Annotated in this window: 16 protein-coding genes; 9 read left to right on the forward strand and 7 right to left on the reverse strand. The window is 46.2% G+C overall.

Features of this window, described 5'->3' with window-relative positions; translation table 11 throughout:
• Positions 1-179 precede the first annotated feature (179 nt).
• The 4 genes from BTA31_RS07565 (at position 180) to BTA31_RS07580 (ending at position 4,853) form a co-directional block, all read left to right on the forward strand.
• Entirely contained in the window at positions 180-1,487 is a 1,308-nt protein-coding gene (locus BTA31_RS07565) for a family 8 glycosyl hydrolase (protein ID WP_076790495.1), read from the forward strand.
• A 266-nt stretch (positions 1,488-1,753) separates the two neighbouring features.
• Positions 1,754-2,770: a tripartite tricarboxylate transporter substrate binding protein gene (locus tag BTA31_RS07570; RefSeq protein ID WP_076790901.1), complete on the forward strand. Its 1,017-nt coding sequence runs from the start codon at positions 1,754-1,756 to the stop codon at positions 2,768-2,770.
• Between the two features lie 99 nt (positions 2,771-2,869).
• Entirely contained in the window at positions 2,870-3,325 is a 456-nt protein-coding gene (locus BTA31_RS07575) for a tripartite tricarboxylate transporter TctB family protein (protein ID WP_076790498.1), read from the forward strand.
• Between the two features lie 22 nt (positions 3,326-3,347).
• Positions 3,348-4,853 (forward strand): tripartite tricarboxylate transporter permease, encoded by a 1,506-nt coding sequence (locus BTA31_RS07580; RefSeq protein ID WP_043925626.1) that lies wholly within the window; start codon positions 3,348-3,350, stop codon positions 4,851-4,853.
• Between the two features lie 19 nt (positions 4,854-4,872).
• Here the strand turns inward: BTA31_RS07580 and BTA31_RS07585 are convergent, their stop codons facing one another.
• Both BTA31_RS07585 and BTA31_RS07590 read right to left on the reverse strand, forming a co-directional pair.
• On the reverse strand, positions 4,873-5,592 hold the full coding sequence (locus BTA31_RS07585; protein WP_076790500.1) for a response regulator: 720 nt from the start codon (positions 5,590-5,592) through the stop codon (positions 4,873-4,875).
• Positions 5,593-5,614: 22 nt separating this feature from the next.
• The gene (locus BTA31_RS07590; protein ID WP_076790502.1) at positions 5,615-7,210 is read right to left on the reverse strand and encodes an ATP-binding protein; all 1,596 of its coding nucleotides are present in this window, start codon (positions 7,208-7,210) and stop codon (positions 5,615-5,617) included.
• A gap of 117 nt (positions 7,211-7,327) precedes the next feature.
• Here BTA31_RS07590 and BTA31_RS07595 point away from each other — a divergent pair, with 117 nt between their 5' ends.
• Both BTA31_RS07595 and pepF read left to right on the forward strand, forming a co-directional pair.
• Positions 7,328-8,476, forward strand: a complete 1,149-nt coding sequence (locus BTA31_RS07595) for a competence protein CoiA family protein (RefSeq protein ID WP_076790503.1) — start codon at positions 7,328-7,330, stop codon at positions 8,474-8,476.
• Between the two features lie 212 nt (positions 8,477-8,688).
• Positions 8,689-10,518 (forward strand): oligoendopeptidase F, encoded by a 1,830-nt coding sequence (gene pepF, locus BTA31_RS07600; RefSeq protein WP_338152953.1) that lies wholly within the window; start codon positions 8,689-8,691, stop codon positions 10,516-10,518.
• A 58-nt stretch (positions 10,519-10,576) separates the two neighbouring features.
• Here the strand turns inward: pepF and BTA31_RS22985 are convergent, their stop codons facing one another.
• From BTA31_RS22985 to BTA31_RS07625, 5 genes are all read right to left on the reverse strand, one after another.
• Entirely contained in the window at positions 10,577-10,744 is a 168-nt protein-coding gene (locus BTA31_RS22985; RefSeq protein WP_003180648.1) for a hypothetical protein, read from the reverse strand.
• A gap of 411 nt (positions 10,745-11,155) precedes the next feature.
• On the reverse strand, positions 11,156-12,058 hold the full coding sequence (spxH, locus tag BTA31_RS07610) for a protease adaptor protein SpxH (protein ID WP_076790508.1): 903 nt from the start codon (positions 12,056-12,058) through the stop codon (positions 11,156-11,158).
• Positions 12,055-12,453 carry a globin domain-containing protein gene (locus tag BTA31_RS07615; protein ID WP_076790510.1) on the reverse strand — a complete coding sequence of 133 codons (399 nt, stop codon included), beginning with the start codon at positions 12,451-12,453 and terminating at the stop codon, positions 12,055-12,057. Before BTA31_RS07615 ends, spxH begins: the two co-directional genes overlap by 4 nt.
• 283 nt (positions 12,454-12,736) lie before the next feature.
• Entirely contained in the window at positions 12,737-13,390 is a 654-nt protein-coding gene (locus BTA31_RS07620) for a lytic transglycosylase domain-containing protein (protein WP_076790512.1), read from the reverse strand.
• A 12-nt stretch (positions 13,391-13,402) separates the two neighbouring features.
• Positions 13,403-13,975 carry a CYTH domain-containing protein gene (locus tag BTA31_RS07625; RefSeq protein WP_076790515.1) on the reverse strand — a complete coding sequence of 191 codons (573 nt, stop codon included), beginning with the start codon at positions 13,973-13,975 and terminating at the stop codon, positions 13,403-13,405.
• A gap of 130 nt (positions 13,976-14,105) precedes the next feature.
• On the opposite strand from BTA31_RS07625, the gene BTA31_RS07630 reads away from it, so the two are divergent.
• Genes BTA31_RS07630 through BTA31_RS07640 form a run of 3 tightly spaced genes read left to right on the forward strand, consistent with a single transcriptional unit; the run spans position 14,106 to position 15,957 of the window.
• Positions 14,106-14,471: a UPF0738 family protein gene (locus tag BTA31_RS07630; protein ID WP_043925635.1), complete on the forward strand. Its 366-nt coding sequence runs from the start codon at positions 14,106-14,108 to the stop codon at positions 14,469-14,471.
• A 31-nt stretch (positions 14,472-14,502) separates the two neighbouring features.
• Positions 14,503-15,138: a GTP diphosphokinase gene (gene yjbM / locus BTA31_RS07635; protein WP_043925636.1), complete on the forward strand. Its 636-nt coding sequence runs from the start codon at positions 14,503-14,505 to the stop codon at positions 15,136-15,138.
• An 18-nt stretch (positions 15,139-15,156) separates the two neighbouring features.
• Positions 15,157-15,957, forward strand: coding sequence for an NAD kinase (locus BTA31_RS07640; RefSeq protein ID WP_043925637.1), 801 nt, complete (start codon positions 15,157-15,159; stop codon positions 15,955-15,957).
• Positions 15,958-15,970 lie beyond the last annotated feature (13 nt).

The raw sequence follows: 15,970 nt of genomic DNA on the forward strand, positions 1-15,970 counted from the left end.
TTTAAAGTTCCCCACAACTTCACTCCTCCTATTCTACATCATTCAAACGGCTTACCACTTTCAAAAGAAAACAATCATTTTAGCCCAAACCGAATAGGTCAATCTCATCTATACACTTCACAGCTTCATTGATTAAGATGGATGAGGGATCATGACAAATTTTGAAAGGTGAGAACGATTTGAAACGAAAATGTTTAAAATGGATCATGGCTGTGTTTATTGGTTTACCATGTTTTTGCGGCGCTTATTCTCAAACAGCCATGGCAGCCGTACATTCCAAGACTCCGGATATTCTCGGAACAACGGGGAAAAACAATTTGAATCAGGCCTATAAAAAGTATTTTGATGCGAAAAGCAATGGTAAAGGCGGATCGCTGTTCCATTATATGAAGGACGGTTCAGCTTACATCGCTTCGACGACGGACGATAACTTGGGCAATGGTTATTATAGCGTCAAAACAGAGGGTATGAGCTACGGGATGATGATTACGCTGCAAATGAATGATGAGTATAAGTTCCAAAAGCTATGGGATTTCGTCCGTAAATATATGCGCCATTCCGACAGAAATGACAGTTTGTACGGCTACCATAGCTGGCATATGAAAACGAACGGCTCAGACGTGCAAACCATTGATCGGAATGTTGCATCTGACGGCGAAGTCTGGTTTGCGGCAGCGCTTCTCATGGCGTCTGGCCGCTGGGGTGATAAAGAGTATCCGTATGATTATAAAGCGCGGGCCCAAGACATGCTTGACGCTTTGGCCGGTGACGGCGAATACGCCAACACTGGCAAGGAATCGAGAGTTTTTATTAAAAACAGCAAGGATCAGCGCTATGCGATGGTTCGATTCGGCCCTTATGTCAATTGGACGGATCCTTCCTACCACGTTCCTGCTTTTTTTGAGTTATTCGCTAAAAGCGCCAGAAGCAGTCAGCAGTATTTTTGGAAGGATGCAGCAAACAAATCTCGAACATACTTGTCAGAAACGACGTTTAAAAGTGTTTTAAATAACGGAACAACCGTCACCAATGCCGCCACAGGGCTCTTTCCTGATGAAGCCGGCTTCGACGGCGTAAGCGATGCGGCACATTCCTCAACGGAAACAGACCGCAATTTCAGTTATGATGCCTGGCGGACGGTGTCTCACATCGCCATGGATTATACACTCTGGTCCTCGGCAGATAACGCATATCGCGCCAGCGAGCAAAAAGCGGTTAACAAGTTTTTGACGTTTATGAAACGGGAAAACTACGGGAGAACGGCCCATGAATATACGCTGAACGGGACGGCCGTTAAAAGAGGAAGTCCGGTGGGCCTGATCGCCGCCAATGCAGGCGGCGCGACTGCAGCAAGCGATGCTTCATTAAGGACAGGGTTTGCCAATGCGTTTAACAGCGCCTATATTCCTGAAGATTATTACGGATCCTGCCTTTACATGTTGAACAGCCTGGTGGCAAACGGCAAATTTACGATGTATCTTCCTTAAAGAATGCAAAATCAAATTGAAAGACTGACCCTTCTCTGCGGAGAGGGGTTTATTAATTGCCAGAAGTTGATCCCGCCGTTGTGAGTCTTTCGAAAATATCTGTAATGAGGTTAATTGCCTGCGGTATCAGGGACTTCAATTACATCTATATTTGGGGAAGGTTTTTTGTGAACTTTATGAACAAAAAGAATATTATGCAGTTAAACTGTGCACGAAAAGACGAGGAAGCTATAATGAAAGCGATTACAATAAAGGGGGAGCACAACATGACCAAGAGGGGCAGATGTTACGGCTTTACGATTTTACTTGTGTTTGCGCTGATTTTGGGAGGATGCGGCGGAAACACGGCTTCAAATAAAGCCGCGAATGAAAAAGATTTTAAGCCTTCGAAAGCAATTGAGGTCGTTGCGCCTGCCGGAGCCGGCGGGGGATGGGATACAACGGCCAGAACGATCTCGAAAATCATGGGTGAAGAAAAATTGATTGAAAAGATGGCTGTCGTCAACAAACCGGGCGGCGGGGGAGCGTCCGGATGGTCGTATGTCCACCGCAAAAAAGGTGATAATCATACGTTGTTTGTCACATCACCGCCGATTTTGTTCGTGCCTTTAAACGGACAATCCCAGTACGGCCACAATGATTTTACGCCGATTGCAAGCGTGATTGCCGATTACGGAGCGTTTGTCGTTCATAAAGATTCGCCTTATCAGTCAATGACAGACCTTGTGGATGCGCTTAAAAAAGATCCGAAAGCAGCCTCTATTGTAGGGACGTCTTCTCCGGGAAGCATGGACCATATGCAATTTGTCAGCGCTGTTCAAAAGGCGGGTGTTGATGCGAAAGAGCTGAAATACATTACGGCGCAAGACGGCGCCGGGATGAGCATGCTGCTCGGGAAAAAAGCCGACGTCTACTCGACGGGTGTCGGTGAAGCGGCCGAACAGGCGCGGGCCGGAAAAGTCAGAGTGCTGGCCATCACCGCTCCCGAGCGCATGAAAGGAGATACCGTCAAGGATTTCCCGACTTTAAAAGAGCAGGGAATCGATGATGAATTTACGGTCTGGAGAGGATTTATGGGACCTCCGGGAATGAGTGAGTCCGCCGTAAAGTATTATGAAGAAAAAATCAAAGAGATGATGGAAAAAGACAGCTGGAAATCGATTCGGGACAGCTATGGGTGGACGGATAACTTTATGGGCCATCAAGAATTCAAAGACTATCTTGACGCTCAATATAAAGAAATGGAAGCGCTCCTTGATGATATCGGATTGGGTGATAAATAAAACGGTCTCCGCGCGGTTGCCGGTCCGCAGGGCCTAAAAGTTTTGCCCGGCACAGCCGGCGACCGGCAAGCTTGAAATCGAGAAAGGCTGGTGTAAACGATGAGAATCACAAACCGGGCCGTTTCTGTCATCATTTTGGCTGTGGCAGCCATTTACCTGGCGCTCAGCTTTAATTTAGACAGCTATCCGTACGCGGTAATCGATGCGGATGTGCTGCCGAAAAGTTTAGGCATATTACTTCTCATTTTGGGAATATTTCTGTTTTTTGAAAAAGATCAAAAGGATACAACGGTGAAAAAGCTGTTTCAGTTGAAGAAAAAAGACGTCAAGGTCATGATGTTCTGTGTTGTTTCTCTGTTGATCTACATTTCGGTTTTAGAATTCATCGGATTTTTGCTTTCTACGGTGCTGCTGCTGATCGTTTTGCCCGCGGTGTTGGGATATCGGAATTGGAAAACGGCTGCGATCGTTTCACTGATTTTCAGCAGCACGATTTATTTTTCATTCAATTATGTACTCAACATCATGCTTCCGCAGGGGGTTATGCCTTTTTAATCGAACATAAGGAGGGAAGTGCATGTTAGATAGTATTTTATACGGGTTTCAGGTGGCGCTGACTCCGCAGAATATCATGTTCGCTTTTATCGGGGTGCTGATCGGGACGGTTATCGGGATGCTGCCTGGGCTCGGGCCGATCACCGCGATTGCCATTATGATCCCATTAAGCTATGGAATGGACCCGGCCTCCGCGTTAATTTTGATGGCGGGCGTCTATTACGGAGCGGTCTTTGGCGGTTCGACGTCATCGATTTTGTTAAATGCTCCCGGAGTGGCAGGCACTGTCGCGACATCGTTTGACGGCTATCCGATGGCAAAGCAGGGGAAAGCGGGGAAAGCCCTTGCCATCGCTGCAATTTGCTCCTTTGCAGGCGGAACGATCACCGTAGTTGCGCTGATGCTCGTGGCGCCGACAATGGCAAACATTGCGGTGACATTTGGGCCGACAGAATATTTTGCATTGATGATGCTCGGCTTGGTGGCAATTTCAAGCCTTTCCGAAGGATCGACGGTCAAAGCGCTGATCTCTGCGACATTGGGCTTTATGACGGCTACCATCGGGATTGATCCGCAGACGGGGACCGAACGGTTTACATTCGGTGCGGCAAGCCTTCTGGAAGGAATCGATTTTCTGATCGTGGCTCTCGGTTTGTTTGCACTTGCTGAAGTTGCGTTTTTAATCAAGACGCGGAACAAGCCGATGACAGAGGGAGCGTCTCAGGTCGGCAGCCTGAAGGTGACGAAAAGCGAAATGAAAGAGATTTCGGGACCGATCGCAAGGCATTCGGTCATCGGATTTTTGCTCGGCATCCTGCCTGGTGCAGGGGCGACGATTGCATCATTTATTTCTTATATTACGGAGAAAAGAATCTCAAAACATCCTGAAACGTTTGGCAAGGGAAATATTAAAGGAGTCGCAGCTCCTGAGACTTCGAACAATGCGGCAACGAGCGGCGCATTCGTACCCCTCCTGACACTCGGGATTCCCGGGTCAGGGACAACGGCCGTCCTGCTCGGCGCACTATTGGTCGTCGGCGTTCAGCCGGGGCCGCTTATGCTGACGGATCATCCCGACGTGTTCTGGGGCGTAATCGCAAGCATGTATATCGGCAATTTGTTTCTGCTGATATTAAATTTGCCGTTAATTCCTTTCTTGTCAAAAATTCTTCTGATTCCGAAGCAGCTTTTGATTTCGCTCATATTTGTTTTCTGCCTGATCGGTGTCTATGCCGTGACATTTAATGTCGTACACCTTTATATTCTGGTGTTCTTCGGGATCCTCGGATATTTTATGAGAGTGCTGTCTTTTCCAGCGGCTCCGTTTATTTTGGCTTTTATTCTCGGAAGCTTGATGGAAGAGTCATTCAGACAAGCGATGACGCTGTCATCAGGAAGCCTGTCCGTGTTTTTTGAAAGTCCCGTCACAATCGGTTTATTGATTACGGCTCTTTTGTCTCTCATCGTGCCGCCGATTTCCCGGGCAATGAAGAACAGAAATAAAAAGTCGATCGATTTGGAAGGCTAAGCTTTTGATGTCCGGAACGCTACGTTTCCGGACTTTCATTTTTTACGGGCTTGTAGCGCCGCTCGGGACGCCCGACGGTTCCGTAGTAAAGTTCTGTTTTTACATGCTTTTCGGCAGCTAAAAATTCTAAATAGCGCCTTGCGGTCGTTCGGCTGACACCGATGGTGCGCCCGAGGTTTTCGGCGGTGATGCCATCGCTGTTTTCGCTTTTGTTTAAAACGCCGGCTACTTTTTTTAGCGTCAGGCCATCGATTCCTTTCGGATAATCGGCTTCAGCGGTTTGTTTTTCTTTCATGATGCTCCGCCTTTTTGACATCAAGCTGTCAACGTCTGTCTGGTCGATTGAAGACATTTCATTTACCTTGAGCCGGTAAGACCGATAGTTTAACAGCGTTTCTTTCAGCCTGGAAAACATAATCGGCTTGATCAAATAATCGACGGCTCCCGCGCGAATCGCCTGTTCGACGTATTCGACTTCTTTAGCCGCCGTAATCATCATGACGTCTGTATGCCTGAGCTTTTGTCTGATCAGCCAGAGAAGTTCCATGCCGGAGCCGTCCGGCAGAAAAATGTCGAGCAGGACAAGGTCGGGTTTCACGTCCGGAAGCAAATCCTTTGCATCTTGAAAGTTTTCTGCGATTCCAATGACAGAAAATCCTTCAATTTTGCTGATCAGTTTTTGATGAATGTCAGCGTTTCTGATGTCATCCTCCACGATAAACACTTGTAATGCTTTCATAGGTCAGTCCCCCAGCGTTTCTCTATTTTGGTATCACGACAGTAAATAATGCTCCGCCAAGGTCGCTTTTATCCGCTTTAATTTGTCCGTTTAATCCATTGACGGCTTCTTTGACTAAAAAGAGGCCGAGACCGCGGTGGTTAGCCGCTTTTGTCGAATAAAACTTTTGAAAGATCCGCTCCTGTTCCCCCGCGGGAATACCGTCTCCCGAGTCTTCGACTTCAATTAATATGTGATCTTCCCCGTCTGACAAAAAGACAAGGATGCTGCGGTCTTTTTTGTGGGAAACAGCGTCAAAGGCATTCTCAATCAAATTTCCCAAAATCGTAATGAATTTGCCTTTATCCATTTCCTCCGGCAAAGCGTCTAATTTTGAGCTCTCATCGATTTCCAGGTTGATGTGCAGCTCTTTGGCACGGTTGACTTTTCCCAGCAGCAACCCGGAAAGAAGCGGATCAGGAATCGAATGGATGAGAAATCGCAGCATTTCCTGATGGCTTTTATTCTCTTTTTGGATCAATTCGAGCGCTTCAGAATAGCTTTCCAGCTGGATCAATCCCGCGATTGTATTCAGCTTGTTTGAATATTCGTGGGTCTGGGCTCTCAGACCTTCCGCGTATTGCGAAGTTTGCGCCAGCTTTTTGGAGAGTTCGTCAATATCCGTCTTTCTCCTGAAGCTCGCCACGGCACCGCGGATTTTTTCATTTTCGAAAATCGGCACTCTGTTGACGATTAATTCTTCGTTTCCGATCGTTAATTCCTGATCTTTTTGCGCCGTTTTCTTTTTCAGCACTTCGGGGAGCAGCGTATCCGGAAGAAGCTCGGAAATCGGTTTGCCGAGCCACTGATCTTCGCTTTCGACGCGAAGCAGCTCACACGCTTTTCTATTCAAAAGCGTGATTTCTTCATGCTTATTGATGGCGATCAAGGCCTCGTGCACAGATTCAGTAATCGCCTGTTTTTCAGTATATAATTGATTAATTTCATAAGGTTCAAGGCCGAAAATGGATTTTTTGACATTGCGGGAAATATAGACGGCTCCCAAAACCCCCATCAGCACGACAAATCCCAATAAAAATATGAATTTTGTCTGATATTGATAGACGATATCCTGAATATTTTCTTTTAAAAAACCGACTGAAATGATGCCGACGATTTCGCCGTTTTCATTATGGATCGGCGCTTTGCCCCTGATAGCCGGGCCAAGCGTGCCGACGGCTTCCGAAACGTATGCTTCTCCTTTTTCAAGAGCGCGCTGATTGTCTCCGCCGACCATCGGTTTGCCGATGTTTCTCGGGTTCGGATGAGCATAGCGAATCGTATCCGCCGAGCCGATCACGATGTATTGCGCACCGGACTGTTTTCTCGCATTTTCTGCAATTGGCTGAAGGGTTCGAGACGGATCGTCCGTTTCAAACGCTTCCTGAACGGAAGGCATCTGGGAGAGTGTTTTCGCCATATCGAGCGCTCTGGCTTGGATTTGTGTTTTCAAAGAATTTTCTAAAATGATTAAATAGAGACCGCTCATGACGGAAAGCAAGATCAATAGCAGGGTAAGAATCAGCAATGTGAGCTTGGTGGTCAGCTTCCGTTTGATGTCAAAAACTCCTTTTCTCAAAATTTCGAGTTCTATAATACTACTTTATATAAAATCGGCCTGAATTTGAAGCGTTTTCAAAAAAAGGAAAGCTCCCGCCCATGTTGAATACTACATCAAACAGGAAGGAGAGATAATATGTTCAGCGCAATGATCGATCAAGACGGGATCATCTGCCTTGCCGACGGATACAAAACCGAAGATCTCAAGCGATTGAGAAAAAGACATGCATTTTACTGTCCGGTGTGCCGGTGCGAACTCGACCTGAAAATCGGTCCCGTCAAGCTCCCGCATTTCGCTCATAAGCCGGGTGAAGCATGCCCGGTGCCCCATGAACCGGAGAGCCCCTACCACCTGAAAGGAAAACGGCTGTTGTACGAATGGCTCGGCAGACGAGGCTTCCGCCCGGTGCTTGAACCGTATTTGCAAGAGATCAGACAAAGGCCCGATTTGCTTCTGGAACACGAAACCCGCCAGGTTGCGGTTGAATTTCAATGTGCGAATCTCGATGCGGCAGCATACCGAAAAAGGACGGAAGGCTTTCTCAAATTCGGAATCGAGCCGTTGTGGATTCTCGGCGGAAACCGGATAAGATGCTTGACGGGAAATTTCTTTCAGCTTTCGCGGTTTCACTGGCAGTTCATTCAAAAAAGCGAGAAGTCTCCCAAGCTCCTGTTTTTTTGCCCCGAACAAAAGGCTTTCATCATCCTCGAACACCTGATTCCCTTTCAAACAAACAAAACATCCGCATCCTTGCGTTTTCTTCCCCTTGCTGAAGCAAGCTGGCGCGATTTAACCGCCCGAGAAAGCTGCTCGCCTCTCCAGCTGAAAGATTGGAAAAGAAACATCTTCAGCTTTCGGACGTCGACCGTGCGTTTTTTATCAAAAGAAGCGAAGCAGATTGCCGCGCTCTTTTACGAAAAGTATCAGCTTCCGCTCCCGTTTTTTCCCGCTGAAGTCTTTCTTCCGGTGCCGTCAGGCTATATTTTTGCCCACCCGGTTTATGTATGGCAAGGGTACCTTTTCTTATTTATGACGAAGCACGATACGTTTCGCCTGCAGTCTGCGGTTCATTATATGGACTGGCTCATCAAAGGCAAAAGGCTGAAGCTGAGATGGAGCGGGCGGAAAACGGCTGCGGAGGCCGTTTGTGAATACATTTGTTTTTTACATAAAAAAGGATTTTTGGAGAGGAAAGAGGAATTTTATTATTCCGCGGGTTCTGCTGTTCCGGAGCCGCGGCTGGATGCGCTGTTAAAAAGAGATGAACATTATTTTTCCGAATGATTATCAAGCCTTTCGCTCAATCTAAAGAAAGGAAGGTGGTGTCCGGGCTGTTTCAGATCAAAAGATATGTATTTTATTTTTTAACGGCGGGATTTTGTGTCTTTTTTTTCGCATATGATTTGACAAAAGACGGTGAAAAAACAGAAGATAAACACAATACAAGTTTATTGGATAACAATGGACTTGGAGTAAAGAAAGCGAGGGGATTGACAGTGGCTGAAGAAAAAAAATCGAAGAAACTGCCTTCAAGAGAAGAGGTGAAGCAAGAAGACACGTGGAGACTTGAGGATATCTTCCCGTCAGATGATGCTTGGAACAAGGAATTTCAAGCCGTTAAAGAACTGCTGCCCAAGCTTTCCGAATTCAAGGGCAGGCTCGGCCATTCCGCCGATGATTTATACGAAGCGCTGACTTATCAGGATAAGGTGATGGAGCGTCTCGGGAAGCTGTATACTTACGCTCACATGCGCTATGATCAGGATACGGGAAATTCTTTTTACCAAGGTCTCAATGATAAAGCGGCCAACCTCTATACTCAGGCTGCGAGCGCCACGGCCTACATGGTGCCGGAAATATTATCGATTCAGGAAGAAAAGCTTCAGCAGTTCCTGTTGGAAAAAGAGGAGTTAAAGCTTTATTCACACGCTCTCGAAGAAATTAATAAAGAGCGCCCTCACGTGCTGAGCGAGGAGGAGGAAGGGATTTTGGCCGAAGCGTCTGATGTTCTTTCATCCCCTTCCAATACGTTCGGGATGCTGAATAACGCCGATATGGAATTTCCGGAGATCACCGATGAAAATGGAGAAAAGGTGCAGCTCACGCACGGGAACTATATCACCTTTTTGGAAAGCGAGAACCGCGATGTCCGCCGCGCGGCATTCAAGGCGGTTTATGAAACATACGGCCGCTTTAAAAACACGCTCGCTTCCACGCTCAGCGGAGCTGTGAAAAAAGACAACTTTTATGCGAAGGTTAAACATTATAAATCGGCGCGGGAAGCTGCCTTGTCGCGCAACAGCATTCCTGAAGAAGTCTACGACAACCTCGTCAGCACGATCAACAAGCATCTCCCGCTTCTTCACCGCTATGTTGAGCTTAGAAAAAAAGTGCTTGAGCTTGATGAAGTGCACATGTATGACCTGTATACCCCGCTGGTCAAGGATTCTGGAATGAAAGTCACTTACGAGCAGGCAAAAGACTATATGCTGAAGGGTCTGGCGCCTTTGGGGGAAGAATATTCATCCATCCTGAAAGAAGGATTGAACAACCGCTGGGTCGATGTGTATGAAAACAAAGGAAAGCGAAGCGGCGCCTATTCTTCAGGAACTTACGGAACCAATCCGTATATTTTGATGAACTGGCAGGACAACGTCAACAATCTGTTTACACTTGTCCATGAATTCGGCCATTCCGTGCACAGCTACTATACGAGAAAGTATCAGCCTTACCCGTACGGAAACTACAGCATTTTCGTAGCCGAAGTTGCTTCTACGACGAATGAAGCGCTTTTGGGAGAATACCTGCTGAATACAATCGACGATGAAAAACAGCGGCTCTATATTTTGAATCATATGCTTGAAGGCTTTAAGGGAACGGTTTTCAGACAGACGATGTTTGCCGAATTTGAACATGAGATCCATGTCAAAGCCCAGGAAGGGGAACCGCTGACACCTGAGCTGTTAACGAGCATCTACTATGATTTGAATAAGAAATATTTCGGTGACAATATTGAAATTGATAAGGAAATCGGTCTTGAGTGGTCAAGAATTCCGCATTTCTATTACAATTATTATGTATATCAGTATGCGACAGGTTTCAGTGCAGCTCAGGCGCTCAGCCAGCAGATTTTAAAAGAAGGCAAATCGGCTGTTGACCGCTATATTGAGTTCCTGAAAGCGGGAAGCTCGGATTATCCGATTGAAGTGCTGAAAAAAGCCGGCGTCGATATGGCGTCTTCAGAGCCGATCGAAGCTGCGTGCAAAAAGTTTGAAGAGCAGCTGAACGAAATGGAAGAACTCCTGCAAAAAGTCAATCATTCATAAAAGGCGAATGCATTGAGAGAGGCTGCCGGTCATATCGGCAGCCTTGTTCGCGATGATGTCAAAAACCTTTAAACGTTTTGCGGTGGTTGAGGCGGTTGAGCGTAAAAAGGATTGATATAAATAAGAGGGGAGACGTAATATAAAGGGGAAACATATTCATCAAACCTAAAATATTCAAGACGAAAAAAAATAAAATTGATGCAAGTCCCAAAATGATCTGAAGCATAAAAACCCTCCTAAGGACTGATAAAATATCACAGGGAGAGACGAAGCGTAAAAAGCGCAGCAAAACCGGGTGCCAACCCGCATAATTCGTGGTTTGGCAGCGTGCAGCGGGCTCGTTTTCTTTGTTACTTTAATCATATGATGGACATCTATTATTTATGTTTTTGTGACAAAAATGTGAAAACTAATGAAATCAGTTGTCAAAACTCGACATGATTTGATATTATAAAGATGTGAAATTGATCACAAACAAACATTTACCCCTTTGTTTGACCGTGAAAAATTTCTCCCATCCCCTTTGTTGTCGTTAAGACATAATAGAAACCGCGCTTATCCCGGCGCGGTTTCTTATTGCTTCGAAAAGGAACGTGCGTTCGTTTTTGTGCAAGAAAAAACACGGGAGAAACCCGTGCTATTTTTCGCATTGATAGAGCGGTCCGGCATCGTGATGTTCGTTTATATAGCGCCAGAACATGCCGTGTTTCGCTTCCACTCTTTCGACTTTGCGGGCGAACGCGAGCTTTTTCATTTCCCGTTCAACCTGTTCGAGCGTCCAGTCGTAAACGACGGCAATCTCTTTGTCAGCTACAAATTGAAAGTATTCGATAAAAAGTTCGAGCGGAGGTGTTTGTGAAGGCTTCGGCTCATCGCCGAGCATCTCAAACAATACTTCTTCGTAAATCTCATATGAATAATTTCCGGTTACTTTTAAGCCTTCTCCTTCGCAAAGGCTGTTAAAAAACGTAAGAGTCGGAACAGACGCCACTTCCATTTCGGCAGCGATTTTCAAATCGCATTGCAGGGCTTTCACGGCGCTCTGCGAATGGAGATCTCTTTTGAATTCCTCCAGATCGAGCTGTGTATGCTCTGCAATCGCTAACAGCACCTGTTCTTCGGTGATATCCTGCTGATTAAGAAACAAGTTTTCCTGCATGCATCTCAAAAACTGCAGCCCTGCTTTTCTGCCTTGCAGTTCCGCCGCTTTCAAAGCGAGCGAGGCAAGGTAAGGTGCAGAGAGTGCTTTGTCATGCAGGAGCGTCCCGTCACAAGACATGCCTGATCTGCATGCGATCTTTTCCCAAGCCTCTGCGAGGCGGTGCTTTTTACGTTTCTGAACGTTCAGCGCTGTGATGCTGCATGCGGCGATAATCCTCAGTGTGAAAAAGCGGCCGTAGCGGATTTTCAACTTTTTGATCGCCGGCTCCAAAGCCCAGCATTCGGGAGATAAAGGGTCGACAAACATATAAATTTCCATCGGTTTTTGCGGATGTCCGTGGCAATGGGAGAAAAATTGGTCACGCTGATTAAGTGTCAATGTGAACCATCCTCCATTTTTGGCTGATTTACCATATGTCTGGCTGTCAATGTCAGCCTTTCAAAAAGAAATTCCCTGATTTCGCCCCTTAAACCGACATGATCCATTGCCTCTTTCATACACGAAAGCCATGCGTCCGCCCGTTCCGGTGTAATTGGAAACGGCAGGTGCCGCGCCCTCAGCATCGGGTGTCCGTGTTCTTCTGTATAAAGCGGCGGACCGCCTAAATATTGCGTTAAAAATTGCTTCTGCTTTCTTGCCGTTTCCGTTAAGTCGTCCGGAAAAATCGTGTAGAGCAGCGGATGCTGCTTTACACGTTCATAAAAAGTATCAACAAGTTGCGATAGAAGCTCTTCTCCAATCGCTTCATAAGGTGCGTTAAACGATTGTCCCATGTTGACTACTCCTTTTAATATGGCTAATAGGAAAATATACCGATTCCTATTGCAAAAAAATATTTATCTTGTGCATCATTTATTATTTCACGATTGTATATACTTATTTTAGCAACCTCGTTGCATTTCTACAAACAAACCGACTTCTGCCTGTAGGCGAAAATCGCTGTTTTTGTTTCAAATATCATATCATATTCGCTTATTAAATGTGTATTTTTAATACCGGGAGGATCAAAGAGGAAGTAAATGCAGGCAAAAAAAGCCGGAAAGTGTCCTTTCCGGCTTAAGCATAGTAATTTGAGGTGATTTTTTTTACATAATTTTGCGTTTCTTTAAAAGGGGGAATGCCTCCGTACTTTTGGACATTTCCCGGCCCGGCATTGTAAGCCGCTAATGCGAGCTTCACATTTCCGCTGTATTTATCGAGCATCTGCTTCAAGTATTTTGTTCCGCCTTCTATATTTTGTACGGGGTCAAAAGCGTTATTCACGCCGAGCGCTTTCGCCGTGGACGGCATGAGCTGCATCAGGCCCATGGCGCCGGCCGGGCTGACCGCTTTCTCCTGATAGCGCGATTCCTGCTTGACGACGGCATGAATCAGTTTCTCATCGACTCCGTATTTTTCTGCGGCATTTTTGATGATCTGGTCAATGCTCTGATTTTGGCTGCCAAAAGAGACGGGTTTCACTGCGGCAGATGGGACGGCCGCAATTGCCGCAGGCTTTTCAGCTGTCAGCGGCGCCTGAAGCTGAGACGCTGTCTTCACAGCCGGAACAACCGCGGGCTGTGAAGACCCTAAGCCGCCGACATTGCTTAAATATTGATTTAAAATCGAGCTGAAATCATAGCCCGCATCTTCGGAACCGCTGTCTGAAGCCGGATAAAACGACCGTATCGCCTGGAGTTCCAAGAGGGCGGCCAAATGGTTGATGTTCATTGTTTTCCCACCTTATTGATCTTTAAGTTTTTGCTCATAAAATCGGACGATTTTGTTTTTGGTTTCACGCTCAGGGATGCCGAACGATTTCAGCAGTTCAGAGAAATCCCGTTTTCCGCGTTCATAGTCTGTCACTTCGAATTCGATTTCAAAGTCTTCTACCATTAAGTATCGGCTGTGATCCAAAACAATTAAGCCTTGCGGCAATTTTTTTTCTGCACGGCTTGTCGCAAGCGTTCCGAAAAGGGTGAGCTCGTCCGGTTCAATGCCGAGATGCTTCAGGCGATCGTATACCGGCCCACGCGGAATCGTGAACGTTTCGAATTCGGGCTTCCGGGTCAGCTCCTGGTGGGTTTCCATCAGTCCGACAGGTGCCGGCTCTTTTAATGTCAGTACAAATCGCTGCTGTTTTTCGCGAATTCTTAAGGCCGCTCCTTTTTCTTTTAAAGAAAAGGAAGGCGTATCGTAATAACGGTTTTTTTGTATAACAAATTGCTCGGAGGTAAATTGATAATATGATTTGATTTTCTCAAATTCTTTTTTTGTCAGCATATTTTTAAATTCGATTTCAAGTTCCTGGCTCATTCTTTAATTTTTTCATCCTCTCAGCTCGTAAAATTGCATTTTCCTTATTATCTCTTGAGAAGGAACGTTTATCAATATTGAAGCTGATATGATAAAATGAATCTGTACTTTTATTGTAAAGGAGAGCATTATGCAGAACAGAATTGAGATTACAGAAGCCAATCTGCGAAACGACCGGCTGGTGTTGACCAGCGAAATCAATGACGGAGCGGAGCGGAAACCGGCCGGACGCATGCTGACAGACTCCGATCATTTTGCATTTGTATACATACTTGAACAGGATGAATCCTTTGAATACGTCATTTTAAACGAAGGTATCTGGACCGATCTTAAAGCGGCCCTGGACGCCGGTCTTCCTGTGTTTTTACATATCGGAAACACGGAGCTGGAGCTTAACGGATTCCATGATGAGCTCGGATATTTAATAGAGAATATTAAAGATAATGCAAATTATGGTGAAGAAATGGAAGAGAGAGTGAAACGGATATTCCTCTAGAAAAAAAGGCGATGAAATTGGGGGAAGGTTTATGGATGAAAAACAATGGGAGCATTTTTTAGCGCCGTACCGGCAGGCTGTTGAAGAGCTGAAAGTGAAGCTGAAAGGGATCCGGACCCTTTACGAATACGAGGAGGAGCATTCGCCGATTGAATTCGTGACGGGGCGGGTGAAGCCTGTTCCGAGTATTCTTGAGAAGGCCAAGCGAAAAAACATTCCTCTGCACAACATTGAAAGTATGCAAGATATTGCCGGACTCAGAATCATGTGCCAGTTTTTTGAGGATATTCGCATTGTCGTCGATATGCTTCTGGCGAGAAAGGACTTCACGGTGGTGGATAAGCGCGACTACATCGCGGAACATAAAGAGAGCGGCTACCGCTCTTACCATCTCGTCGTGCTGTATCCTCTGCAGACAATCAACGGGGAAAAACAGATTTTGGTTGAAATTCAAATCCGGACGCTGGCAATGAATTTTTGGGCGACGATTGAGCATTCTTTAAATTATAAATACAGCGGCAACATTCCGGAAAAGGTAAAATTAAGGCTTCAGAGAGCTTCGGAAGCAGCATCAAGGCTCGATATGGAAATGTCCGAGATCAGGGGCGAGATTCAGGAGGCTCAGGTGGCATTTTCACGCAAGAAAAAGGATGAGGATGACGGATAGGGGAAAGGAGATGGAATGATGAAGTTTGCGGTATCGTCCAAAGGAAATGCGGTTTCAGATTCATTGAAAAGCAAAATTCAGACGTATCTGCTCGACTTCGGTCTCGAATGCGATGAAGAAGAGCCGGATATCGTCATTTCCGTCGGCGGTGACGGAACGCTCTTATACGCATTTCACAAATACAGCGGCCGCCTCGACAAAACGGCTTTTGTCGGGGTTCATACCGGGCATCTCGGCTTTTATGCCGACTGGGTCCCGAATGAGATTGAAAAACTCGTGATCGCGATTGCGAAAACGCCGTATCAAATTGTTGAATATCCGGTTTTAGAAGTCATCGTCCGCTACAATGACGGCAGCGATGAAGCGAGATATTTGGCGCTGAACGAATGTACGATCAAGAGCATTGAAGGGACGCTTGTGACGGATGTCGAGATTAAAGGGGAACTTTTTGAAACGTTCCGCGGCGACGGCCTTTGCCTGTCGACTCCTTCAGGAAGCACGGCATACAACAAGGCGCTCGGCGGTGCGATAATCCATCCGTCCATCAGAGCGATTCAGCTGGCTGAAATGGCGTCGATCAACAATCGGGTGTTTCGGACGGTCGGATCGCCGCTCATTCTGCCTGAGCATCACACTTGTTTAATTAAACCGATTAATGATGTGACGTTTCAAGTCGCGATTGACCACTTGACATTGCTGCATAAAGACGTCAAGTCGATTCAATGCCGCGTCGCAAACGAAAATATCAGGTTTGCCCGCTTTCGGTCTTTTCCGTTTTGGAAAAGGGTCCAGGATTCCTTTATCGGAAAAGGAGAATAGGAAGGTTTGCTGT

The sequence above is a fragment of the Bacillus haynesii genome, from assembly GCF_001969855.1.
Classification (GTDB): Bacteria; Bacillota; Bacilli; order Bacillales; family Bacillaceae; genus Bacillus; species Bacillus haynesii.